21 protein-coding genes are annotated in these 24,270 nt (G+C 64.1%); 2 read left to right on the plus strand and 19 right to left on the minus strand.

Annotation, left to right across the window (positions count from 1 at the left end):
* Positions 1-64: 64 nt before the first annotated feature.
* Positions 65-1,174, plus strand: a complete 1,110-nt coding sequence (locus tag BLT86_RS24525) for an SRPBCC family protein (protein ID WP_092380169.1) — start codon at positions 65-67, stop codon at positions 1,172-1,174.
* On the opposite strand, the gene cysZ is transcribed toward BLT86_RS24525, so the two are convergent.
* Positions 1,148-1,912: a sulfate transporter CysZ gene (gene cysZ / locus BLT86_RS24530; RefSeq protein ID WP_092380171.1), complete on the minus strand. Its 765-nt coding sequence runs from the start codon at positions 1,910-1,912 to the stop codon at positions 1,148-1,150. The two genes, BLT86_RS24525 and cysZ, sit on opposite strands and share 27 nt — an antisense overlap.
* A 260-nt stretch (positions 1,913-2,172) precedes the next feature.
* Here cysZ and trxB point away from each other — a divergent pair, with 260 nt between their 5' ends.
* The gene (trxB, locus tag BLT86_RS24535; RefSeq protein WP_092380173.1) at positions 2,173-3,120 is read left to right on the plus strand and encodes a thioredoxin-disulfide reductase; all 948 of its coding nucleotides are present in this window, start codon (positions 2,173-2,175) and stop codon (positions 3,118-3,120) included.
* Positions 3,121-3,232: 112 nt separating this feature from the next.
* Here trxB and BLT86_RS24540 read toward each other — a convergent pair whose 3' ends face one another.
* The 18 genes from BLT86_RS24540 to BLT86_RS25970 form a co-directional block, all read right to left on the minus strand.
* A complete protein-coding gene (locus tag BLT86_RS24540) occupies positions 3,233-4,393 on the minus strand; it encodes an AAA family ATPase (RefSeq protein ID WP_092380175.1) in 1,161 nt (386 codons plus the stop codon).
* A 25-nt stretch (positions 4,394-4,418) separates the two neighbouring features.
* Positions 4,419-4,787 (minus strand): hypothetical protein, encoded by a 369-nt coding sequence (locus BLT86_RS24545; protein WP_017678183.1) that lies wholly within the window; start codon positions 4,785-4,787, stop codon positions 4,419-4,421.
* The gene (locus tag BLT86_RS24550) at positions 4,784-5,614 is read right to left on the minus strand and encodes an SDR family oxidoreductase (protein WP_021488156.1); all 831 of its coding nucleotides are present in this window, start codon (positions 5,612-5,614) and stop codon (positions 4,784-4,786) included. Before BLT86_RS24550 ends, BLT86_RS24545 begins: the two co-directional genes overlap by 4 nt.
* Before the next feature lie 196 nt (positions 5,615-5,810).
* Entirely contained in the window at positions 5,811-6,275 is a 465-nt protein-coding gene (locus BLT86_RS24555) for a hypothetical protein (RefSeq protein ID WP_021488157.1), read from the minus strand.
* 163 nt (positions 6,276-6,438) lie between these two features.
* A complete protein-coding gene (locus BLT86_RS24560) occupies positions 6,439-7,875 on the minus strand; it encodes a mannose-1-phosphate guanylyltransferase/mannose-6-phosphate isomerase (RefSeq protein WP_045734195.1) in 1,437 nt (478 codons plus the stop codon).
* Positions 7,876-7,972: 97 nt separating this feature from the next.
* The gene (locus BLT86_RS24565; protein WP_092380177.1) at positions 7,973-8,620 is read right to left on the minus strand and encodes an alginate O-acetyltransferase AlgF; all 648 of its coding nucleotides are present in this window, start codon (positions 8,618-8,620) and stop codon (positions 7,973-7,975) included.
* A 25-nt stretch (positions 8,621-8,645) separates the two neighbouring features.
* The gene (locus BLT86_RS24570) at positions 8,646-9,779 is read right to left on the minus strand and encodes an alginate O-acetyltransferase (protein WP_090336997.1); all 1,134 of its coding nucleotides are present in this window, start codon (positions 9,777-9,779) and stop codon (positions 8,646-8,648) included.
* A 13-nt stretch (positions 9,780-9,792) separates the two neighbouring features.
* On the minus strand, positions 9,793-11,244 hold the full coding sequence (locus tag BLT86_RS24575) for an MBOAT family O-acyltransferase (protein ID WP_090336999.1): 1,452 nt from the start codon (positions 11,242-11,244) through the stop codon (positions 9,793-9,795).
* 134 nt (positions 11,245-11,378) lie between these two features.
* Positions 11,379-12,452 (minus strand): mannuronate-specific alginate lyase, encoded by a 1,074-nt coding sequence (locus BLT86_RS24580; RefSeq protein WP_090337000.1) that lies wholly within the window; start codon positions 12,450-12,452, stop codon positions 11,379-11,381.
* 10 nt (positions 12,453-12,462) lie between these two features.
* Positions 12,463-13,884 (minus strand): alginate O-acetyltransferase, encoded by a 1,422-nt coding sequence (locus BLT86_RS24585; protein ID WP_090337001.1) that lies wholly within the window; start codon positions 13,882-13,884, stop codon positions 12,463-12,465.
* An 11-nt stretch (positions 13,885-13,895) separates the two neighbouring features.
* Complete coding sequence (gene algG, locus BLT86_RS24590) at positions 13,896-15,431, minus strand: mannuronan 5-epimerase AlgG (RefSeq protein ID WP_090337003.1); 1,536 nt, start codon at positions 15,429-15,431, stop codon at positions 13,896-13,898.
* A gap of 11 nt (positions 15,432-15,442) precedes the next feature.
* Positions 15,443-16,882, minus strand: coding sequence for an alginate export family protein (locus BLT86_RS24595; RefSeq protein ID WP_017678173.1), 1,440 nt, complete (start codon positions 16,880-16,882; stop codon positions 15,443-15,445).
* A 14-nt stretch (positions 16,883-16,896) separates the two neighbouring features.
* Positions 16,897-18,273 carry an alginate biosynthesis TPR repeat lipoprotein AlgK gene (gene algK / locus BLT86_RS24600; RefSeq protein WP_017678172.1) on the minus strand — a complete coding sequence of 459 codons (1,377 nt, stop codon included), beginning with the start codon at positions 18,271-18,273 and terminating at the stop codon, positions 16,897-16,899.
* Positions 18,274-18,285: 12 nt separating this feature from the next.
* Complete coding sequence (locus BLT86_RS24605; RefSeq protein WP_017678171.1) at positions 18,286-19,449, minus strand: alginate biosynthesis protein Alg44; 1,164 nt, start codon at positions 19,447-19,449, stop codon at positions 18,286-18,288.
* Positions 19,450-19,475: 26 nt separating this feature from the next.
* A complete protein-coding gene (locus tag BLT86_RS24610) occupies positions 19,476-20,957 on the minus strand; it encodes a glycosyltransferase family 2 protein (protein WP_092380179.1) in 1,482 nt (493 codons plus the stop codon).
* A 48-nt stretch (positions 20,958-21,005) separates the two neighbouring features.
* A complete protein-coding gene (algD, locus tag BLT86_RS24615) occupies positions 21,006-22,316 on the minus strand; it encodes a GDP-mannose 6-dehydrogenase (RefSeq protein WP_092380181.1) in 1,311 nt (436 codons plus the stop codon).
* A 704-nt stretch (positions 22,317-23,020) separates the two neighbouring features.
* On the minus strand, positions 23,021-23,800 hold the full coding sequence (gene yaaA, locus BLT86_RS24620; RefSeq protein ID WP_092380183.1) for a peroxide stress protein YaaA: 780 nt from the start codon (positions 23,798-23,800) through the stop codon (positions 23,021-23,023).
* A 170-nt stretch (positions 23,801-23,970) separates the two neighbouring features.
* On the minus strand, positions 23,971-24,213 hold the full coding sequence (locus tag BLT86_RS25970; RefSeq protein ID WP_152664998.1) for a hypothetical protein: 243 nt from the start codon (positions 24,211-24,213) through the stop codon (positions 23,971-23,973).
* Between the last annotated feature and the right edge of the window lie 57 nt (positions 24,214-24,270).

A 24,270-nucleotide genomic window follows, 5' to 3' on the forward strand; every position in this document is an offset into this window, starting at 1 on the left:
CAAATATCCATTATTCGAATGATTTGGCCGGGCCTAGACTGCTGTCAATCCACAGGAGAGCGCCATGGCCTACAACAACGACAATGCCCAGGCTTTTCGCAGCGACTACCGGGCTGCCATCCATCCGCGGTACAACCCCTGGCTGCACGCCGCCTTCGTGCTGGCCTACGGGCTGCTCTGCATCGGCTGGCTCGGGAGTACGCTGGAGGCTGTGGCTCCCTGGCAGTGGCTGCTGGTGCCGGCGACGCTGGTGTTCTTCAGTTGGGGTGAATACCAGGTGCACAAGCGCCTCGGTCACAACAAGACGCGCTTCGGCAAACTCTTCTACAAGCGCCATACCGGCGATCACCACAGCTTCTTCGTCGAGGCGCTGATGCCCTACGAGACGACGCGCGACTGGCGGGTGATCCTGTTCCCGGCCTGGCTTATCGTTCTGTTCAGCCTGCCTACGTTCGCCGCCTGGTGGCTGCTGTCTCAGCTCGACGGCAACTTCGCCGCACTGTTCGCCGGCAGCATGCTGCTGGGTTACATGACTTACGAAGTGGTGCATGCCTGCGAGCACCTGCCGGCCGAGCACCCGGTGTCGCGCTTGCCGTGGATTCGCCAGATGCGCCGCCTGCATGCGCTGCACCATCGCCGTGAACTGATGCATTCACGCAACTTCGGCATCGTCCATCCGCTGATGGACTGGCTGTACGGGACTCTGCACTGGGAGCCGGAGGCGATTCATCAGCAGAACCGCCAGCAGCACCGAATCACTATCGCCCAGCCTGCCGAGCACGTGCTGGCCTACGCCGCCGCGCCAAGCCACTGGCCGCAGTGGCACCCGTCGTCACTGCGCATCTATGGGCGCGAGGGGGCCTTGCTTGCGGGCGAGCGTTTCGAGGAGGACATTCATGCCGGTGGTCGCGCCGGGCATCTACGCTGGGACGTGCTCGACTATCAGCCGGCCCAGCGTTGGCAGGCCAGCGCCCAGGGCGAGCATGGCCTGCATTTGCTGCTGACCTACGAGTGCGTGGCGGTGGAGGGCGGCTGCGAGTTCGTGCGCACCCTCGAATACGGTTTCGCCGGCTGGCCGATGCGCCTGGCCAATGGCCTGTTCATGCGCAGGCGCATCGAGCGCGAGTCGCAGGCGTCGATGCAGGCGTTACACGATATCCTTGCGCGAACCTAGCGCCTGCTCGCCGCGCTCGCGCACCCAGAACAGCGTGGCGCCGGCCACGGCAGCCGGCATCATCAGGATATTCAGCCCCGGCACCAGCAGCGCGGCGTAGGTGATGCCGCCGAAACTCAGGCTTTGCCAGCGTTTCTCGCGCAGCCAGGCGAGCATGTCCTGCCAGCTCATCTTGTTATTGTCCGCCGGGTAGTCGATGTACTGCACGGCCATCATCCACACGCCGAACAGCAGCCAAAGTGGCGCGGCGACCAGGTTAACCACCGGGATGAAGCTGAGGATCAGCAGACCGATGGCGCGTGGCAGAAAGTAACCCAGCTTGCGCATCTCGCGGCCCATGGTACGCGGCACCATGGCCGCCAGCTCGGCCCAGCTGAACGGTGGGAAGTGATCCTCGCCACGCGCCACCACCTCGACCTTCTCCGCAAGAAAACCGTTGAAGGGCGCGGCGATGATGTTGGCCAGCAGGGTGAAGGTAAAGAACACCATCAGCAGTACCAGCACCACGAATAGCGGCCAGAGGATGTACTGCAGAAAGCTCAGCCAGCTCGGCAGGGTGGGCATGAAGGTGTCGACCCAACCGCTGAATTGCTGCACGGCAAAGCTGATCATGGTGACGAACAGAATCAGATTGACCGCCAGCGGCAGCAGCACGAAAAGGCGCAGGCCGGGGCTGAGTACCAGCCTCAGGCCTTCTCGCAGGTATTGCGGGCCGGACAGGACGGGAGCGGCGGGCATGGCGGTCTCCTGAGTGGTTGATGCGCGCGACCATACCGACTTCGCCGCCGAGGCGAAAGTTCAGACGGGCGCCTGGCAGCCATAGTCGGATTCTATTCGCGGAATTGGTAATGGATATTTCCGCTGGCCCGGCGGCCTGGATAGCCTTGCGCACAGTTTCGCTTTTGCGGGGCTCTCATTCTTCCAAGCCTTCCCCTAGTGCTTCGAGAGTCCCTTTTTATTCTGGCCTGTCGGCCCTGTGGGCCTGCGAGGAGTTAGCGATGTCCGCCGTTCGTCATGCCCGCGTCATCATCCTGGGTTCTGGCCCTGCCGGTTACAGCGCGGCGGTGTATGCCGCGCGTGCCAACCTGAAACCGCTGCTGATCACCGGTATCCAGGCCGGTGGCCAACTGACCACTACCACCGAAGTGGACAACTGGCCGGGTGACCCGCACGGCCTGACCGGCCCGGCGCTGATGCAGCGCATGCAGGAGCATGCCGAGCGCTTCGAAACCGAGATCGTCTTCGACCATATCAACGCCGTGGATCTGGCCGGCAAGCCATTCACCCTGGTTGGCGACAGCGGCACCTATAGCTGTGACGCGCTGATCATCGCTACTGGTGCCAGCGCGCGTTACCTGGGGCTGCCCAGTGAAGAGGCGTTCATGGGGCGCGGCGTTTCGGCGTGCGCAACCTGCGACGGATTCTTCTATCGCGGTCGCGACGTCGCGGTGGTCGGCGGCGGCAATACGGCAGTGGAAGAGGCGCTGTACCTGGCCAACATCGCCAGCAAGGTCACGCTGATTCACCGCCGCGAGACCTTCCGTGCCGAGAAGATCCTGCAGGACAAGCTGCGCGCGCGTATTGCCGAGGGCAAGATCGAGCTGCAACTCAATGCGGAGGTGGACGAGGTGCTGGGCGATGCCAGCGGCGTTACCGGCGTGCGCCTGAAGCAATACGGCGGCGCCTACCGCGAGCTGAGTGTCGAAGGGCTTTTCGTCGCCATCGGTCATACCCCCAATACCAGCCTGTTCGAAGGCCAGCTGGCGCTGAAGGACGGTTATCTGGTGGTCAATGGCGGGCGCGAGGGCAATGCCACCGCGACCAGCATTCCCGGCGTGTTCGCCGCTGGCGACGTCGCCGACTCGGTCTATCGCCAGGCGATCACCTCGGCCGGTGCTGGCTGCATGGCGGCGCTGGATGTCGAGCGCTATCTCGACGGGCTGTGAGAACACGTAGGGTGCGCTGTGCGCACCGCGCTTTGCTGGACCGTAGCTGATAGCGATCAGAAGCCGGTGCGCGCGGCGCACCCTACGGGTTGTTTGCATCAATCCGCAGATTTCAATCCGGCCACTGCCAGGGCGGCTCGTCGAGCATGCCCTGGCCGCGGATGCAGGTCTGACCGAGCTGCTTGTCCAGCTCCAGGGTGTTGCAGTCGGGGCTTTCCTTGAGCGTGGCGATCAGACGGCTGGCGTGGGAGACGACCCACACCTGGGTCTGCTTCGAGGCGGCGATGATCAGGCGACCGAGTGCCGGCAAAAGATCCGGGTGCAGGCTGGTTTCCGGCTCGTTGAGCACCATCAATGAGGGCGGCCGTGGCGTGAGCAGGGCGGCGACCAGCAACAGGTAGCGCAACGTGCCGTCGGACAGTTCTGCAGCGCTCAGCGGGCGCAGCAAGCCTTCCTGGCGCAGCTCCACGGCGAAGCGCCCGCCCGCTTGAAAGTCGATATGCAGACGGCTGCCGGGAAAGGCGTCGTCGATGGCGGCGTCCAGTGCGGCGCGGTCGCCTATCTCGCGGATGGTCTGCAGCGCGGCGGCCAGGTCGCGGCCATCGTGATGCAGCACTGGTGTACGCGTGCCCAGTTGCGGTTGGCGCGCGGGCGCCTCGGCATCGCTGCGAAAGTGATCGTAGAAGCGCCAGCGGCGGATGGTTTCGCGTAGCTGGAAGACTTCCGGGCAATTCGGGTCGTTGCCGATCTGGTCGAACAGGCTGTCGTAGTTCGGCACGTGCTGGGCCAGCACCTGCCAACTGCGTCCTTCACGCATGCGCACCATGGGCCCGGCGCGATCCACCAGCAGCGAGGCGGGGCGATAGCTGGCGCCGGCCCAGATGCATTCGCGCTTGATCTCCGGGTCTAGGGCGAAGGCCGAACTGCTTGGCTCGGGTAGACCCAGGGCGATGGCATAGCCGAAATCCTCGCCGGCAAAGCCCAGACGTAGACGCATCACGTTCTGCCGTGGGCCGCCCTGTACGGGCACTTCGCCGCTGCGCATGCGCCGGGAAATCTTCTCTGGCCCGGCCCAGAAACTCGACTCCAGCCCACCTTCGCGCGCCAGCGCGTTGACCACGCCACCTTGCGCGGTTTCCGCTAGCAGGCGCAGCGCGCGGTAGAGGTTGGACTTGCCGCTGCCGTTGGCGCCAGTGATCAGGTTGAGGCGGCCCAATGGCAGGATCAGGCTGTTGATCGAGCGGTAGTTGGCGACGGCGAGGGTGTGCAGCATGGCGGGGGTCATCCTGACAAAACGATCAGCGACCATGGCGTGGCGAAAACGCCAGCCAGGCCAGCACTGGGTAGCACAGGTAATGCAGGCTGAAGAGAAACAGGCCCATGGGGCTGGGCGTGTCCTGCAGGTACATCATGCCCAGCAGGCCGAGATAGAGCAGCCCGAGCACGCCGCCATAGAGCAGGGTGAAACGCCAGCGCTCAGTGCTGCTGGGCGCGCGACCCTGGCGCCAGTGAAACACCAGCGCCAAACCGGCCGCGATGGCGGCGGCAATCAGCAATGTGGTGAACACGCCGCCGAGGCGCACGAAGGTGCGCAGCAGCAGGTTCAGCACGATGGCCGCGATTACTCCCGCAGCCGCGTAGTAGCGCAGTTGCAGGTTCTGGCTCACAGGCTCTGCACCAGGCCGAAGCGTTTGCTCAGTACCCGCTGCAACAGGGCTTTGGGCAGCAGCGTGGCAAGCAGTGGCAGGGCGCGGCTGCCATTACCCAGGCGCAACAGGCGCGGGCGCTTGTCACGCTGTACGGCGGCCAGCAATTGCGCGGCGAACTCGTTGGCCGGGGTCGGGTTGTCCTGCGAGGCATTGGCGCGGGCGCGGATGCCCTCGCGCAGCGGCCACCAGGGCGAATCCTCACGGATCAGCGCCTCGGCTTGCTGGCTGGCGTTGGCGCCGAAGCTGGAAGCGATGGCGCCGGGCTGCACTTCCATCACCTCGATGGAGAAGGGCGCCAGCTCCATGCGCAGCGCGTCGCTCAAGGCATGCACGGCAGCCTTGGAGGCGCAGTAGGCTCCAGCGAAGGGCGTCACCAGTACCGAGGAAACGCTGCCGATATTCACCACCAGGCCACGGCTGCGACGCAGCAGCGGGAAGAACGCGCGGGTCACGCCGACGATGGAGAAGACATTGGTTTCGAACTGCCGCTGCATGGCTTCCACGCCACCGTCGAGCAGCGGGCCCATGGCGCCGTAACCCGCATTGTTGATCAGCACATCGAGGCCGCCGATCTTCTCGCTCAGGCGAGCGCTCAGCTGTTGCAGCGCTTGGCCATCGTTGACGTCGAGCTGCACCGCGTTGAACCCGGCCTGCTCGAGTGCAGTGAGGTCGTTCTCCTTGCGCGCCGTGGCCCAGACGGCGTAGCCACCCGCCTTGAAGGCGTCGGCCAGGGCACGGCCGATGCCGCTGGAGCAGCCGGTGATAAGGACGCTGGGTTGGGGCATGCGCGGGACTCCCTGGGACGCGAATGGGGCTGCAGCTTAGCAGGCTTGGCTTGAGGTGATGGCGGACTGTTCGCCTAGGCTCCTTAGCCCGCCCTGCGCGCTTAATACCGTAGCCGGATGCAATCCGGGAACCGCCATAGGCAGCATCCCCGGATTGCATCCGGGCTACGAGGCTGCGTTCGGCGTGCAGCAGTTATCAGCGTATGAACTTGCCTTGCAGGCGCTCGGCGCGAAACTCCAGCGTAGCCGGGCGATAGCCGCTGCGCAGGTCGGGCAGGGGCATGCAGTCGCTCCAGCTGGCGCCCGGCAGCAGTTCACCGGGGCCGCTGTAGCGCGGCGATTCGTAAAGGCGCTGGGCCAGGTTGGTGGCATTGCCTGGGCGGTAGGCAGCGACTTCCCAGCGCAGTTCCAGCAAGGCGGCGTCGCTGCCGTTCTTCAGGTCGATGGCCAGCGGGCGGTCAGCAGGGCAGCGCTGCGGGTCGTAGCTCAGGCGCAGTTCGAGATGGGCCAGGTAGCGCTCGTCGCGGCTTTCCTGCCAGATCACCCAGGTGGCCACCAGGCCGAGACCGACCAGCGCGGCCATGGACACCGGTAGCGCCTTGGTCGGGTAGCGGATCAGCAGAATCAGCCAGGTGATGACGAGTACGACACCGAACAGCATGAGGGCAGCCTTTTTGCGAAGTCTGCGCTCATCCTACACAAGGTGCTTTGTCAGGGTAACCGCGTGGGCTGTCGCAGGGTGTGACAGGCTTGGAGCGGACATGAGCGGTGGGAGGGGCGTAGCCCGGATGCAATCCGGGGATTACATCCGGGCTACGAACAGCTCAGTGTGTGGCGCCAGCGGCTACTGCATCGCTACGACCGTACACGTCTTCCAGACGTTCGATATCGTCCTCGCCGAGGTAGGTGCCGGACTGCACCTCGATGATCTCCAGCGGGATCTTGCCCGGGTTGGAGAGGCGGTGCACCGAGGTCATCGGGATGTAGGTGGACTGGTTCTCGGTGAGCAGGAACTCACGGTCGTCGCAGGTCACCTTGGCCGTGCCGGACACCACGATCCAGTGCTCGGCACGGTGGTGGTGCATCTGCAAGGAGAGCTGCGCGCCCGGCTTGACGGTGATGTGCTTGACCTGGAAGCGGCCACCCATGTCCACCGAGTCGTACGAGCCCCACGGGCGGTACACCTCGCAGTGGTTCTGGGTCTCGCAGCGGCCTTGTGCGTCGAGCTTGCTAACCAGCTTCTTGACGTCCTGCACACGGTCCTTGTGCGCCACCATCATGGCGTCCTTGGTTTCCACCACGACGATATCGTCCAGGCCCAGCACCGAGACCAGCTTGCCATTGCCGTGGATCAGGCAGTTGCGGCTGTCCTCGATCACCACGTCGCCCTTGGTCACGTTGCCGGCTTCGTCCTTGTCGTGCACTTCCCAGATCGACGACCAGCTGCCCACGTCGTTCCAGCCGGCGGCCAGCGGTACCACGCAGGCGCGGCTGGTCTTCTCCATCACGGCGTAGTCGATGGAGTTGTCCGGGCAGCAGGCGAAGGTGGCCGGGTCGATGGCGATCTGCGTGCCTTCACGCTTGCTGCGTTCCAGGGCCAGCAGGCAGGTGTCGTAGATATCCACGTCGTGGTGCTTGAGCTCCTCGAGGAAGCGGCTGGCGCGGAACAGGAACATGCCGCTGTTCCAGTAGTAATCGCCGCTCTTCACGTACTCGGTGGCGCGCTGGGCGTCGGGTTTCTCGACGAAGCTGGCGACACGTGCAACGCCGTCGGGCAGTGTGCCGTCGGCCTGGCCGCGGATGTAGCCGTAACCGGTTTCCGGACGGTCGGCCGGCACGCCGAACAGCACCATCTCGCCTTTCTCGGCGGCCACGGTGGCCAGCGCCAAGGCCTGGCGGAAGGCTTGCTGATCGTCCAGCACATGGTCGGCCGGCAGCACCAGCATCAGCTCGTCACGGCCTTCGGCGATCAGTTGCAGGGCCGCCATGGCCACAGCCGGTGCCGTGTTGCGGCCGAAGGGTTCGAGCAGGAGCATTTGTGCCTGCAGGTCGATCTGCTCCAACTGCTCGAGCACGATGAAACGGTGCTCCTGGTTGGCCACCAGCACGGGTGGCTGCATGCCCTCGATGGAAAGGCGCTGCAGGGTCTGCTGGAACAGCGTCTGCTCACCGGTCAGGGCGAGGAACTGCTTGGGATAGAGCTTGCGCGAAAGAGGCCAGAGTCGCGAGCCGCTGCCACCGGAAAGGATGATGGGGGTCATGGTTGTGTCTCTCCTGAGCGATTGATCAAGTGGTTTGCCCGTGTCGTGTCGGTGCGACGTGTACCCGCCGTTTTCCTTGTTCTAGAAACGCACTGCCTTAACCGTCGATGGGGCGCTTGACCCATACCGGCGACAACTTGCCCTGACCGCCAGTGACGAACAGGCTGACGACTTCGCCGCGCCCGAGGGTGACCGGTTTCAGGTCGGCGACCTTGCGCTCGCCGTCGAACAGCGCCAGGCCAACCTTCACCGGGTTGATCTCGCGGTCACCACGGCCATCGGGTTTGACGTCGGCGACCACGGCGGTCTTGCCGTCTGCGGTCTTCAGGCTGAGGGTGCTGTCAGTCAGGTTCTGGACACGCAGCAGCGCTTTCTGGCGGCTGGTGAAGGGCGGCTCCTCGACCAGGCGCGGCTCGGCGCCGGTCTGGCTGACCAGGGTGTAGTAACGCGCGGCCTCTAGATCCACCGCCATCTGCGCGTTACCGACCTGGGCCTGATAGCTGCCGGCCGGAAGGAACTTGAAGTCGCTGGAGCCCAGCGGCGAGATCTGCTTGAGCTGGGTCTGGCCAACGCTGACATCGAGTTCGGCACTGCTGGCGTTGTAGGCGCGAACGAAGGCCGAGCCTTTCGGTGCCTTGGGGCCGTAAAGGGCGCCGTCATCGGCCTGTGCCTGGAACATGCCGAGGCCCAGGGCCAGGGCGCAGGCGCCCAGGGTGAAGCGGCGTAGGGTAGTTTGAGTTGTCATCGGATAGTCCTCCTTGGGGGATTAATCAGTGACTGGCAGCAGCCAGCCCCTGGCGCTCGCCGCCGTCTTTGAGTGCGGCGAGCCATTGCGGGTCGAAATCGGTGAAGTCGCTGGCCATCGGCAAATAACGCTCGGGGAATTCCCAGATCACCAGCTGTGGCGGGTGGTCCTCGAGCTCGTCGCTTTGCAGGTACTTGAGCATCGGGACCAGCGGGCCGCCGCCTTCCTCGGCGTGGTTGGCCAGGTCGCGTTGCAGGTGCTCACGCAGGGCGCCTGCGAAGTTCCAGGCCGGGTTGGCGCTGTAGCTGGTGCCGACCAGCGTCACCGGCAGGTCGCTGTCGCCGAACAGGTCGTCGCTACTGCTTTCGGCGGCTTGGGTCTCACGCTGCTGCAAGCGGTCGGCCTGCGGCATCAGGTTTTCGAACAGCGGCGCTAGCGGCAGAAAGCGAGTCAGGTCGCCTTCGTGCGTGCGGGTTTCCACGGTCTCGGTGACGAACTGTTGTGGCTCGCCACGCAGTTGCATGGCGCTGCGCACCACTTCGCTCAGCGCCTTGGCAGTGACGTCGGCGCCCTCCGGGGTCCAGTGGGTGTCAGTACGCAGGAACATCGGCGCCTGGTTCTTGGCCGCTTGCAGCGGTACGAGCAGGTCCGGCGCGGCGATCCCGGCATTGCGCACCGCGCGGTGAAAGCGCGGGTAGAGGCTGCGCTGCAGGGCACTGGGACGATGGTTGCCGATGTGCTCCGGGTACAGGCGGGTCTTGGCCGGGACGATGGCCAGCAGCAGCTGGATATCGCGCTCTTCCAGTTGGCGCTGCACGCCGCGGATCAGTGCCAGGTTGTCGCGCATCTGGCGCTGGCCGTCGGCTACCGGGTCGAACTCCTCGTCCGAATACAGCCAGCCGTCCTCGCCGATCACCAGGCCACTGCGTCCTTCTCCGAAGAGCAGGTATTCCACGGCCGCCCAGAGGTTGATGCCCGCCTGCTTGAGCGGAAAGTTCTCGTCGTAGTGACGTTCGATGCTTTTTGCCAGGCCGCCGTCGAGCACGCTTGGCTGCGCCGGCATGTGGTAGTCGGCGAGCCTGGTCAGGGCGAGCAGGCTGGCCGGCAACAGCAGCAGGGCGAACAGCACGACGTATAGGGTCTTGAAGGAGCGATTCATTCTCGGCCTCCGCTCAGAACTGGAAGTAGAGGAAGGGGGAGTAGCTCTGCGCGGAGAGCTTGAGCAGCGACACGCAGAACAGCACCAGCAGGGCGCCACGCAGGGCCACCATGCGCAGGTCGATGGTCTGCAGGGCGACGCCGGCGCTGGCCAGGGTCAGGCCCGGTTCATGGCCGCGGCTGGCGAGGAACTGGCGGGCACCATTGACGGCGATCACCACCCAGGCCAGCACCAGGGTGACCATCTGCAGCCCGGTGATGTGCGCCAGGGTCAGCTCGCTCAACTGCCAGTCACCGAAGGGCAGCAGCGCGGCGTACATGCGCCCGGCCACATCCAGGTTCTCGGCGCGGAAGATCACCCAGCCGAGCATCACCAGCAGCAAGGTGAAGGCCCATTTCAACGGGTTGAACACAATCGGTGCGGCTTTCACGCCGAGCGCTCGTTCGATGGCCAGCCAGGCGCCGTGCCAGGCGCCCCAGATCAGGAAGGTCCAGTTGGCGCCGTGCCAGAAACCGCCCAGCAGCATGGTCAGGAACAGGTTGCGGTAGGTGTTGAAGGTGCCGTGACGATTGCCGCCCAGCGGTACGTAGAGGTAGTCACGCAGCCAGGTGGACAGGCTGATGTGCCAGCGCCGCCAGAACTCGGTGATCGACTGGCTGATATAGGGCTGGTTGAAGTTCTCCATGAAGCGAAAGCCCATCATCAGGCCGAGGCCGATGGCCATGTCGCTATAGCCGGAGAAGTCGAAATACAGCTGCGCGGTGTAGGCGATCATGCCCAGCCAGGCGTCGCCGGTGCTGGGGTTTTCCAGGGCGAAGCAGTGGTCCACCAGCGGCGCCAGGCTGTCGGCGATGAACACCTTCTTGACGAAGCCCTGCATGAAGCGTGTGGCGCCTTCGCTGAACTTGTCGAGGCTGTGGGTACGGTCGGTGAACTGGTCGGCCAGGTCCTTGTAACGCAGCACCGGGCCGGCGATCAGCTGCGGGAACAGGGCGATGAAGGCGGCGAAGTTGATCAGGTTGCGCGTCGGCTCGGTATCGCGGCGGTACACGTCGATCAGGTAGCTGATCGACTGGAAGATGTAGAAGGAGATACCGATCGGCAGGATCACCGCAGTGAGGACGAAGGGTTCCATCCCCATCGATTCGAGCACGGCGTTGATATTGGCCACACCGAAGTTGGCGTACTTGAAGTAGCCCAGCGTGGCCAGATTGCCGACCACCCCCGCGACCACCCAGCGCCGCGCCGCCTCTGTGCCGGCGTGCGCCTGGATACGCAGGCCGAAGACGTAGTTCCACAGCGTCACGGCAGCGAACAGCAGGAGGAAATCCACCCGCCACCACGCATAGAAGGCGTAGCTGCCAATCAGGATCAGCAGGTTGCGCCCGCGATTCGGGCACAGGTAGTACAGGCCGAGAAAGATCGGCAGAAACAGGAACAAAAAGACGTTGGATGAAAAGACCATCCGTGCTTCTCCGTGAACAGCCGGGGCAGCGCCCCCCTTTCCCCCCGCGAGCGGAGGGTTTGTTTTGTTACATCCCGTAGGGGCCGATTCATCCGCGAAAATCGCGGCTAAAGCGGAATGCCACCCAGCCGCTCCTACGGTTTATCGAACACCTGGGTCACTTCGCCACCGAGGCGGAAGCTGTTGAACGGCCCCATCTCCTGGTTCAGTTCTCGGGTCTCTTCACTGCAGTCGTAGAGGCTGCAGTAGGGCGCCAGCCAGGCGTACTTGAAGTCCTTGCGCAGCTCGCTCATGTCCTGTTTGGAACCGGTGCGCTGGGCGAACGCAGCCGGGTCGCGCGCCCCTTGCAGCACGCGTTCGGCCAGGCGCTGCAGGGCGCCATGGTTCTCACCGCGCAGGTCGACCTCATTGGCCTCGGCGAACGCGGCGATCATCGCCAGCGGCGGCAGGGCATAGTTGTGGTAGGCGAGGGCGCGTTGGCTGCGGCGCATTTCGTTGACCAGGTAGCCTTCGTCGTCGACCTGATTGGCAGCGATGCGGAACTGGCCCACGGACCAGTCGAACAGGTCGCGGCGATCACTGATCACCGCGACCGCCATCACCGACCAGGCCGCCCAGTAGCTGTGGTTGTTGATCTTGCGCAGCGGCAGGTCGCTCCACTCGCGCACCGTGTATTCGGCCAGGCGGGTGAACCAGGCTTCGATGCGTGCGCTCTGCTGCGGGTAGGCAGTCAGCGGCTGCGACTCGGAGAACTTCAGGCGCAGCCAGGCGCCGGCCAGGCTGCCCAGCGCCCATTTGCGCATCGACTTGCCGGTGTGGTTGAACTGCTCGGACTCCAGCGCATCGGCGCTGGCCCATTTATCCAGCCATTCGATGGCGCATTCCAGGCGCTCCGGCTGACCGGTGCGCATGTAACCGGTGATCATCCGCCCGGCTTCCTTCTCCAGGCGGGTGATGTGCGAGGTCTGCTCGCGGAAGTTCTTCTCGGCCTTGCGGTTGAGCGTGGCGCGGGCACTGTCGGAGCCTTCGTACTTGCTGGTGAACTGCAGCTCACCGGTGTACGGCTGCGGAACCGCAGGGCAGACGGGCGCCTTGCCCTCGCGCTGGCCCACGGCGGCGTAGTAACCCGCTGGCGGCTGCAGCGCGGCGAAGGCCGGGCCGCTGAGCAGCAGCGCCATGAGAGTGAGTGGAACGAGTCGTTTGGGCATGGTGGCCTCCTCAGTCGTGCTGCGCGACTTGCTGGCTGGGCCCGCTAGGGCGCTGGCACAGGCTGGCCTGGACTTTCAGGTCGTCGGCGCTGTCCTCGGGCTTCTGGATTTCCAGGGCGAAGAAGTTCTGATCACCCCAGCCCGGCTCGTCGCGCAGTTCCACGGCGAAGCGCCCGTCGGTATCGACGGTGTTGGGTTTCTCCAGCTTGAGCTGTTCGCGACGACCGTTGAGGTACCAGATGGTGGCGTCGACGCGCTTGACCGACGGATCGCTGAAACGCAGGTCGAGCTGGTGGCGATTGCCGGCCAGGGTCAGCAGCTTGTTCTCGCCATTGACCAGTACCTCGTTGCTGCCCGGATGCAGGCGTTTCTCGCTGGCGAGCAGCTCGGTCTGGCCGCTGCAGCCGTTGTTCAGGCTGGCCATCAACTGGCGGTGGATCTTGTCCGAGGCCAGGTCGTAGAGCGGCGAGAACTCCCAGATCAGCACCTTCGGCGGGTCGTTCTGGAAGGCATCGCTGGCCAGGTACTCGAGCATCGCGCCCTCCAGGCCGCCACCAGGGAAGGCCGCGTTGAGCACGTCGGTGCCCAGGTATTGTTCGAGGAAGCCGCCGAAGTTGTAGTTCTTGCCGCTGTGGCTGGTGCCGACCAGAGTGATCTTCGGGCTGCTGTCGTCGCCGAACAGCGCGTCGCCATCACTGGCGTCCTTGGGCTCGGTGACGAACTGGTCGACGTATTGCACCGCATAGCCGGTGCCGCACAGCTGGCTGGCGACGTTCTGCATGGTGCCGGTCTTGCCCATCAGGCCGATGCGTTCGGTGACGAATTCCTTCTGCGGAATATCTTCGAAACCGGGGATGCGCTTGACCGTCTCGGCCACCAGCCGTGCGGTGCGCTCGGCACCGTAGGGTGTCCAGTGCTGGTCGCGGCGGAAATAGAACTCCTTGTCGCTGTTCTCGTCGGTCAGCGGGGTCAGGTCCGGGACCCAGATACCCAGCTGTTCGAAGCGGCTCAGCGCCTGGCGGTAGTTGCGCAGCGCCTTGTCGTAGTCGAAGCGCTGGTAGTCGGCGGGCGACAGCTTGTTGCGATTGACCAGGCCGCGGGTCGGTTGGTAGACCACCACCAGCTCCACGCCGCGTTGCTTGAGGCCGTCACGCAGCTCCTTGAGGCGTTGGTAGCCGACTTCACTGGTGCCGAACTCGGTGCGCAGGTCTTCGACGCTGCGAAACAGCCAGCCTTCCTCGGCATCGAGCAGAGTGACGAAGTTCTTCATGTAGTTGGTGGTGTAGCGGCTGGCGTCGTGCGCAGCCGGGCACAGCGAGCAGCAGTCTTCGACCTGATACTGCGGCGCCTGGCGCTCTTGCGCCTGCAGGGCGGTGCTGGCCAGGGCACAGGCCACGGCCAGGGAAAGGGACTTGAAGGGTGATGGGATCATCGTTGGCCTCATCAATTGGTCAGTTTCTCGGGCTCGATCGGATCGATCAGCACGGGTAGGCGCTGGCGCACCATGAGGTCGAGGATTTCGTCCTGTTTTTCGCCGAGGATGCCGGCGAGCTGGATGCCGCTGCTCTTGCGCGGGGCAAGCATTTTCACGCGGTACAGCTCGACCGATAGCGGCGAGTCGATGTTGATCGGGCTGGAGCCGTTACCGGCCAGGGTGCCGCCGACGATGATCATCGAGATCTTGGTATCGAACGGGTCGAGGTCCAGGTCGCGGTCGGTGTCGGACAGGTCCTTGATGTGGCCGTACACACCGGTGAGCTGGTTCATCGCCGAGACGTTGTCGTAGAGGCGAATGTTCTCGCTGTTGCGGATGCGAATGCCGTGGCGCTGGTTGCCCAGTACATGGTTGCCCCACAGCAGGTTGTCGCCGCTCTCGTACAGGGTGATGCCGTCGGAGTGATTGCCGTGCACGCGGTTGTAGGCGATCAGGTTGCGTTCGCTGTTACGGTCGATGACCACGCCGGAGAGCTTGTTGTCGTAGCTCTCGTTGTTGATGATCCAGCTGTCGTTGACCTCGCGCGAGATGATGATGCCGTGCTTCTTCTTGGTGCCGAACACGGTGTTCTCGGCGATGATCAGGCCGTGGGAACGGTCGTGCGGGTCGATGCCGTAGACGATGTTGTCGCGGTAGGTGTTGCCCTTGATCACCACGTTCTGCGCTTCGTAGCAGTAGAAGCCGTACCAGTGGTCGACGAACTCGGAGTCGATTAGCCAGCCGGTCGGCTCGTCGCGCTTGAGGCGCTCGTGCATGTTCGGCGTGTACTGGGTGATCGACACCCCGTAGGACTTGGAGTTGTCGTAGCCCAGGCTTGTGATCACGCTGCTGGCGATGTACAGCTCGCTGCCGCCCCAGGACACCAGGAACGGGCGGAACTCCTTGCCGTTGTCACGCATGCTCGCCGGGCCGTTGTCGGCCTCGCGCCAGGCGGTGACGCGGGTGTCGGTGAGGAACATCAGGCCATCGTTGACCAGAAACGAGCCGCGCTCCTGCGACAAGCGCAGTTCGCGGGTTTCCTTGCCGACGTGTAGCGCCGCGCCTTCTGCCACGACGATGGGCAGACGGGCCAGGTACACGCCCGGCTCCTGCTCGGCGAACTGGCTGTCGGGCAGCGCCTTGGCGATGTCCTGGGCGGTGACCAGGCCACCTTCGATGAAGATCGCCTGGGGCATGCCTTGCTGGCGCTTGATCCATTCGCGCAGGCGCTCGTTGCCGCCGGTGAAGTCCTTCAGCGCGTCCTGGCGCAGCATGCGCCGCACCACCACCTGGCCGCGTTTTTCACGCGGAATCTTGGCCAGCACGGCCTCCTTGGTGTAGCCGGACAGGTCCGGCAGCGTGGGTGCTTCCATATGCAGTTCGTCCGCCGGTGCGCTACGCACGCGGTAGTCGAACTGGTGCTGCGTCGGGTTGGCCTGGGCCAGTGGCACCGTGAGGCACAGCGCGCCGAGCAGCAGGGGTAGGGCTAAGCCGTTGGGTTGCATGATCCGATCCCTCAGAAGCGCCAGATGAAGTCGACGAAGGCGCGGTGCATCACCGAGTCGGTGCCGCTGCCGTAGGCGTCGCCCGGCAGGAACACGCCGGCGCGCAGGCGTACCAGGGCCGAACGGTCTTCCAGTTGTTCGGCGACGGTGGCCGGCAGCAGGCCCTGCTTGAAGTAGCGGGTCAGCACCAGGTCGACTTCCTGGCCGATATCTTTCTCGCCAGCCACCAGTGGCGCGGTGATACCGCTGTCGCCGACGTCCTGGTCGCCATCGACGCGCCAGAAGCGGTGATAGACGACGCTGGCGTCGTAGTCCTGACCCAGTTGCCAGGAGCTGAAGGCACTGGCCACCTGCAGGTTGGAGAGCTCGCCGCGGAAGGCTTCGCCATAGCGATGCAGGCGCGATTCGACGCCGGTGAAATTGGCGCGGTTGCTGTGCAGGCCGGTCTGCATGAACTGGCGCGACTTGTCGTCGTCGCCACCGCCGCTGCCACGGGCATAGGCGGCGCCGATCTTCCAGTTGTCATCGAGGCTGTAGCGCAGGCCCAGGTCCATGGCCCAGGCGTCGACGTCCTGGCTGCGCGAACCGGTGGCGATGCGGTCGCTGCCGACCACTTGCTGCTGCAGCTGGTCGGTGTCGCCCTTGAGCCAGGTCATCTGCGCCCAGTAGTTGAGGCGATTGCGCGAGTTGCGCTCGAAGAAGCCGCCGTCGGCGTGCAGGCCGAACCAGGTCAGGTCGCCGGTGTAGCGTTTGCTCAGCTCGTCGACGCGTTCGCCGGGATTAGCCAGGCGGCCGTCATCGCGGCTGTGATGCAGCTTGGTGCCGATGCGGTGGCCGGGCGTCCACTGGTAGTCGAGGCCGGCGAAGAAGTGCTGGCGGTCTTCGTCTTCGGGCGCCAGGTCGTCGAGGTCGGTACGGTAGTCGGAGAAACGCTCGGCAATGCCGACGTTGGCTTGCAGCAGGGTGGTATCGAAGCGCCAGTTGACCGCCTCGATGTTGGTGTCCCACCAGGTGCCTTCGTCACTGCGCAGACGCTGACGGCCGACGCGCAGGTGCTCGCCAGGGTAGGCGGTGAGGCCGGCGTAGTCGACCCAGAATTCGCGCATGGCCAGGTAGCTCTTGTCCGGTTGGCGCGCGTCGCTGCGCTGCGTGCTGTTTTCACCGTCGTCCTGCAGCGGGTCGGTTTCGATGGTGTCGGTGGCGGTAACTGCCTGGCCCATGGCGAAGGCGCTCCAGTTGCCGCGTTCGCCGTAGGCCCAGGGGCGCAGGTCGAGACCGATACCGCTGACGTCGCCACCTTCGCGGGTGCCGAGGTCGCGGTCGTCTTCCGATTGCGCGGTGATCTTCACATCCAGGCCGAAATTCTTCGGTGCATCCGCCGCCCAGGCGGCGCTGGCTGCCAGCAGGCTGGCGCTCAGGCCCAACTGGCTGACGATACGGTTTAGCTGCATGCGTGCATCCTTGTTCATGGCTGGCTGACCTGCAGGGCGGCCTGCTGCTGCAGGACGATGCCGCGGGCATCGCGCTCCTCGCGCAGCAGGCGTTGGCCTTCGGCCAGTTGTGCCGGGGTCAGGCTCTGCGCCACTGCATGGGCCAGCTCGAAGGTCGGCGGCGTGTTGCGCGGCAGGGCCAGTTGGCTGAATACGTAGGCGTTGACCGGGTTGGGCTTGACCCCGCGACCCTGGCTGAACATCTGCGCCAGGGCGAAGTCGGCGCTGAGCTGGCCGGCGCGCGCAGCGCTGAGCAGGTGGTCGAGCGCCTGCTGGGCGTAGACCTCGCCGAGGTAGCCACGCAGGTAGATCTGCCCCAGGTAGTAACTGGCGCTGGGCTCGCTGGGCGCGGCCTTGCGCAGGTGCTCTTCGGCCTTCTTCGGCTGTTGCGGCAGCAGCTTGCCTTCGTAGTACAGGCGTCCGAGCAACAGCTCGGCACGCGGCAGGGCGGCCTCGCGGCCCTTCTCCAGGTAGCCGAGCAGGGTGTCGATATCGCCCTGGCCCGGATAGTCGTAGAGCAGGCGCGCCAGGCTGACCCAGGCGGCCGGGTAGTTCGGCGCGATGGCCTCGAGCAGGTCCTGCGCCTGCTGCGGTTGCGGCTGGCCCAGCTCGGGGTCGCTGAGGACTTGAGCCACGGACTCGACCTGGTTGGGCGAAACATTGCCGGCGCGGTAGCCCGCCAACAGTTGGTCGATCAGCGTCTGGCGGTCGTCTTCGCGGTTCTGCTTCTGGTACACGGTGGCCAGTTCGGCGTAGCACGCGTCGTTGCTGGCCAGACGTGCCTGGCAGATGCGCTCGATCTCGCCCAGGTGCTGGTCGTAGGTGCCATCGGTGCGATACAGAAGAATCTGCGCCAGCTCTGCCTGCGGCAGGCCCTGCTGGCGCCAGTCTTGGATACGTTGCGCGAGGTTCATGGCGGGAAAGTCCTGTGGGTAGAACAGGTAGAGTTCGGTCAGCGGCAGCAGCGCACTGGGCTCGCGGGCCTGGGCTGCGCTTTCCAGCAGTTCGGCGGCCTCGCGGCGCTCGGCCAGGGTGCTACCGGGCTTGCGCGCCAGCAGCTTGCCGAGGCGCGCCTTGGCCCGTGGCGAACCGTCCAGGGCCTGGCGGTAGATGCGCTCGGCCTCATCCAAATCCTGGGTCTGGCCGCCCGCTGCGTAGATGTCGGCCAGGCCGATCTGCGCGTCGCTGTAGCCCATCTCGGCGAGCTGGCGGAAATGCCATTCGGCAGTTTGCTGGTCGCCGCTCTGCAGGGCTTCGCGGGCCAGACGCTCATCCGGCAGGCCGGCGCAGCCGGCCAGCGTGGCGCTGACGGCGAGGCCGAGCAGAGCAGGGCGAAGAAGGGGCATGCTCACGGCGTGATCTCCTTAGCGACCTGCCGCGACGGCGCGGTCGACCAGCCAGCCCAGCGACGGGCCACGATCGATGACCACATCCACCGGCTGGCCGGCGAGGCTGGCCGGCAGGGTGTCTTGCGGCTTGATCACCACGCGGATATCCGAGCTCAGACCGCCATCATGCAGCGCGCTGCTGACGATCTCGCCGTGACGCGCCTGGTCTTCGCCGGCCACCTTGAAGGTCACTGGCGTGCCGGGGCGCGCCTGCTCCAGATGGCGGTAGGGGAAGCTGGCGCTGACGGTGGCGATGCCGTCCTGCGGCACCAGTTCGAAGATCACGTCGCCCTTGCTGGCGAACTGACCGTCGGCCACCAGTTGGCGAGAGATCTTGCAGTTGCACGGACTGGTCAGGGTGCCCTGCATCTCGCGGGCGAACAGCGCTTCGATCTGGCTCGGTTCGAGCTGGTCTTCACCCAGGTGACCCTTGAGCATTTCCAGCATGCTGGTGGTGAAGGTGGCGATCGGCGCGCCTTTCTCGACGATGCCATCGGGCTGCGCCAGGCTCTGCACGCTGCCTTCACGTGGCATGGTCACCTGCAGCGCCGGCAGGCTGATCTGCGCCGACTGTGCGTGGGTGACGAAGTACAGGCCGTAGATCGACTTGCCGATGTAGCCGAACGCAGCCAGACCGATGAGGAAGATCGCGCCGCTGAAGGTCACGGCGCGCAGGCGGCCGAACATGCCCATGCCACCGCCTGCGCCGTTCTTGCGCGCCTTGGTGAAGTTGTCGCGTTGGAGGATATGCAGCACCTCGCCGACATTGACCAGTTCACCAGCCAGGTGCGCGCTGATCAGGTGGCGCAGGGCGGCGGCTTCTCGTGCGCCAAGTCCGTGGAACTGGCAGCCGACGCGGTTGTGCTCCGGCTGTACCGAGTTGACCTGAAACTCCACGTCCAGGCCCAGCACCAGGCTGTCGAGCTGGAACTGCAACTGGCCGCGATGGAAATCGCCGACCTTGTGCGTGGTCTTTTCGTTGGTGAAGCTGAAACCGCCAGCAGAGACATCCTGCAGGCGCGCGTCGATGCGTTCGCCCTTGGCATTGGTGAATCGCAAGCGCCCTGGCAGCTTGACACGGGCATGCTGGCGCTGGGCCTCGGACTCATGGACGACGTTGTGATTGGCGACGGAGTTCATGGTGGCTAATTCCTATTCGAGTACGGTCACACCAGCGCCAGCAGCGCGGCGATGAAGACACAGGAGGCAGAGAAGGTCATGGCACGCGACGACCAGCTGTTGAACCAGTTGGCGAAGCTGGACAGGCCGCGGTTGAGCTTGGTGTTCTGGCGCGTCCAGGATTGCTGGTCGAGGCGGAAGAACACGTAGATCTTCACCATCGCGCCAACGATCTGGTTGTAATAGAGCAGCGCCGGGTAGGCCGGACCGATGCGGTGGCCGGAGAGCATCAGCAGCAGCGTCAGGATCAGCCGCGTGCTACCGATCCACAGCAGGTAGATCAGCAGGTACATCAGGCTGTACTTGATGCTGGCGATGATCGCCACGCACAGGCCCAGCAGGCAGGTCCACATCGACACGCGCTGGTCGAACAGCACCAGGCTGGTGAAGGCGCCGAGGCGACCCATGCCCAGACGCAGGGCGCGCGAGTTCTGCCGCAGGTTGTTGCCGTACCAGCGGAACATCAGCTTGCGGCTGGCCTTGATGAAGCTCTTCTCCGGCGGGTGCTCGACCGTATTGATCGCCGCATCCGGCACGTAGAAGGTGTCGTAGCCCAGGCGCATCAGGCTGTACCAGCTGGACTTGTCGTCACCGGTGAGGAACTGGAAGCGACCCAGGCGCCAGTGCTCCAAGTGATCGCTTTCCACGTCGCGGATGAACTCGGGGTCGGTCACCACGCTGGCGCGGAACACCGACATGCGTCCGGTCATAGTCAGCACGCGCTTGGAAAGGGCCATCGAGCACATGTTGAGGTGGCGCTGGGCGAAGCGCAGCTTGTGCCATTCGCTCATCAGGTAGCTGCCGCGTACCTCGCAGAACTCGTTGGTGGTCAGCCCGCCGACGTTGGGGAAGAGCTTGAACCAGGGCACGCATTTACGTACCACTTCAGGCTCGAGCACAGTGTCGCCGTCGATCACCGCCACCACCGCATCGCGGTCCGGCATCTGCCGGGAGATGGCGCGGAAACCGTGGGCCAGGCCGTCACGCTTGCCGGTGCCGGGAATGCGCACGATGTCCAGGGTGACATGCGCCGGCGGCTCGGCCTGGGCCCAGAGGTTCTTGATCAGCAACTCGTCGGAGAGCTCGACGATCGAGCAGACCACGGTGCAGGGATAGCCGCAGTCGATCGCTTCGCGAATCACCGAGCGGTAGACCATGGCAGTGGTCAGTGCGTCGATGCGGAAGCTGGTGACCAGCAGGAACACATGAGAGGGGTCGGCGTCCTTGCCGAGTTTTGTAACCTTGCGGCGGTACCAGGGGTACACCAGGTAAAGGAACAGGCAGCCGCGCACGAAGTGCATGGCGCCCATGGAATAACGCCAGATGCCGACGATGCCGATCAGCAGCAGGAAGTGCCGCGACTCGGGGTCGAACACCGAGCGGGGCAGCGCCAGTGCCAGGAGCATCAGCAGGCTGAGATAGAGCATCCAGCCGCTGGCTTGGTTGAGGCCGTTCTTGAGCTTGTCCATATGCGTCTCTCGGTACCCGCGCGCCAGGCGCGCGGGTACGACTGGGCCTTACCAGCAGATGCCTTCGGCCACGCCGTTGCTGGCGTGGGGCATGAAGCCGACCAGGTCGATCACGCGCTTGCCGCTCGGCGCCTGCTTGGCCAGCTGGGCGAAGCGCTCGTCGCTGTTGCCCAGGACGATGATGTCGGCCTTCGCCACTACGTCATCCAGATCGCTGTTGAGCAGCGAGGAGACGTGCGGGATCTTCGACTCGATGTAGTCCTTGTTGGCGCCGTGAACGCGGGCGTACTCGACGTTGCGGTCGTAGATGCTCAGGTCGAAGCCCTTGCCGATCAGCATCTCGGCCAGTTCAACCTGTGGGCTTTCACGCAGATCATCGGTGCCGGCCTTGAAGCTCAGGCCGAGCAGGGCGACCTTGCGCGAATCGTGACTGGCGATGATGTCGAAGGCCTTCTGGACCTGGGCGGCGTTGCTGCGCATCAGCGAACCGATCAGCGGCGCTTCCACGTCCAGGCTGTTGGCGCGGTAGTTCAGCGCGCGCACGTCCTTGGGCAGGCAGGAGCCGCCGAAGGCGAAGCCAGGCTTCATGTAGTACTTGGACAGGTTCAGCTTGTGGTCCTGGCAGACCACGTCCATCACCTCGCGGCCGTCGACGCCGACTGCCTTGGCGATGTTGCCGATTTCGTTGGCGAAGGTGACCTTGGCTGCGTGCCAGACGTTGCAGGTGTACTTGATCATCTCGGCGACTTCGATGTCCTTGCGGATGATCGGCGCGTCCAGCTCGCTGTAGATGCTTTCCAGCAGATCGCCGGAGGCCTTGTCCAGCTCACCGATGACGGTCATCGGCGGGAAGTCGTAGTCCTTGATCGCGGTGCTTTCACGCAGGAACTCGGGGTTCACCGCCAGGCCGAAATCGACACCGGCCTTCTTGCCCGAGCAGTCCTCGAGGATCGGCAGCACGACGTTCTTGGCAGTGCCCGGCAGCACGGTGCTGCGTACCACCACGGTGTGGCGCTCGTTCTTGTCGCGCATGGCCATGCCGATCTCGCGGCACACGCCTTCGATGTAGTTCAGCTCCAGGTCGCCGTTCTTCTTGCTCGGGGTGCCGACGCAGATGAACGACACATCGCTCTCCAGAACGGCAGCGGCGACGTCGGTGGTGCCACGCAGACGACCCTGACGCAGGCCCTGTTGTAGCAGTTCTTCCAGGCCCGGCTCGACGATGGGCGATTTGCCGTTGTTGATCAGGTCGATCTTGTTCGCGGAGATATCCACGCCAATCACGTCGTGACCCCGTGCCGACAAACAGCCGGCACAAACGGCACCCACATAACCTAAACCGAAGATACTGATTCGCATGGTATTCACCTCGTCCGTTCGATGCATTTCAAATATTGGCCTTTTGAGCCAAAACTAGTCCGTGAACTTGCTTTTGAAGTGCGAGCAAGTTCATTCAGGCATAAGAAGAATGTGGCACCAGAGTTGGCGCCTAGTGTGGGCCTTATATAAAGGATGGCCCTTTGATATTGTCTGCTTTGGCCTTGGTGGAGGCCTCTATCTCGGCACTCTTGCGGGTCGCTATATCTCCCTTTGAACTACATGAACTTTTCTCGGGGTGAGGCTGTCCGGCGAAAGCTAATTCGCATACAGGCAGTTTCAGTTGATGAAAAGTTATGTATTGAAATGAGTCACGGGCTGTATGAGTAGTGGCCCTTTCGAATAGTTCCTACCGTTCGTCCTGAGGCTGAACCGGAGCTGAATGACTAATTTGATTGCAATATGCTGGCAAGTTGCAAAATGCATGATGGCATGCAGCGGGCCAACTAAAGCGAAACTGTCTGATAACAAAGTAACGCAATAAGTTCTGTGGAAAGTTCGATTGCGCTGAAACTGTGATGCTAGGCAGGTTTTTGAGAATCAAACGCAACGCCGAGGGAATTTTTACCAAGCGCAGCGCTCACGGCGCAGCGAAGCGCTCGGCGGGCGGGGATGGGAGAAGGGAAGCGTAGCGGCCAGCCCCCTGCAGGAACCGACGAGCGGCGCAGGGGGCGGGAGGGTGACTATCAGTCCTGCGGCTGGTCGCGCAGGAAAACCAGGCTGTCCGCCTTGGAGTGCTCGGCGGAATAACGGTAGCCCTGGTAGTTGAAGTCCTTCAGGCTTTCCGGGCTGGTCAGGCGCTCCTTGATCACGTAGCGCGCCATCAGGCCACGGGCCTTCTTGGCGTAGAAACTGATGATCTTGTACTGGCCGTTCTTCAGGTCCTTGAACTCGGTATCGATGAGGCGTGCGTTCAGCGCCTTGCGCTTGACCGCGCCGAAGTACTCGTTGGAGGCCAGGTTGAGCAGCACGTCGTCGCCCTGGGCGGCCAGCGCTTCGTTCAGCCAGGCGCTGATGCGCTCGCCCCAGAAGGCATACAGATCCTTGCCGCGCACGTTGGCCAGCTTGGTGCCCATTTCCAGGCGATAGGCTTGCATCAGGTCCAGCGGGCGCAGTACGCCGTAGAGACCGGAGAGCATGCGCAGGTGAGTCTGGGCGAAGTCGAAATCTTCTTCGGAGAAATCCTCGGCGTTCAGCCCGGTGTACACGTCGCCCTTGAATGCCAGCAGCGCCTGCTTGGCGTTGGACGGATTGAACGGTCGTTCCCAACTGCCGAAACGCGCGGCGTTGAGGCCGGCGAGTTTGTCCGACAGATGCATCAGCTCGGCGATCTGCGCCGGGCTGAAGTCGCGCAGCTGGGCGATCAGCTCCTGGGCGTGGTCGAGGTGTTCGGGTTGGGTGAAGCGCGGGGTGGCAGGCGGCGTCTCGTAGTCGAGGGTCTTGGCCGGTGAAATCACCATCAGCATGTGCGGAGTCTCCAGAAAGCGTGACGGCGATTCTAGAGGTCAGGGGACGGCAAGACCACCTATCGGGGTGATTGAGAAGAACCGCATTGATGTCTTTGCAGGAGCCAGCTTGCTGGCGATCCCGTCAGCACTGATCGCCGGCAAGCCGGCTCCTACAGGAGCGCAGATAGTCAGGCGATACGAACAGCGCCCTGCACCTGATTGGCGCGGCATGCTGCAAGTGGGAGCGGGTAAGGGAGGCGAGTTACAGCAGGTAGGACTTCGGACTTTAACGGGGTGCTGGCGGCTCGCCAAGCACTATCTGTCGCCTCTGCAAATAAACCTGCATGGCGATAAAAAAACGTTTTTCTGTCATGTGAATTGGAGTAATAAAAAAGCAAGACCGCCGAAACCTGCAGACAGGTGGCGGCCATTGGCCCTCACCTTGCTTGCCACCTTTCGGCCCCGACCTGAAAAAAGTCGGCGGTCTC

It is taken from the genome of Pseudomonas sihuiensis, from assembly GCF_900106015.1.
GTDB classification, from domain to species: Bacteria; Pseudomonadota; Gammaproteobacteria; order Pseudomonadales; family Pseudomonadaceae; genus Aquipseudomonas; species Aquipseudomonas sihuiensis.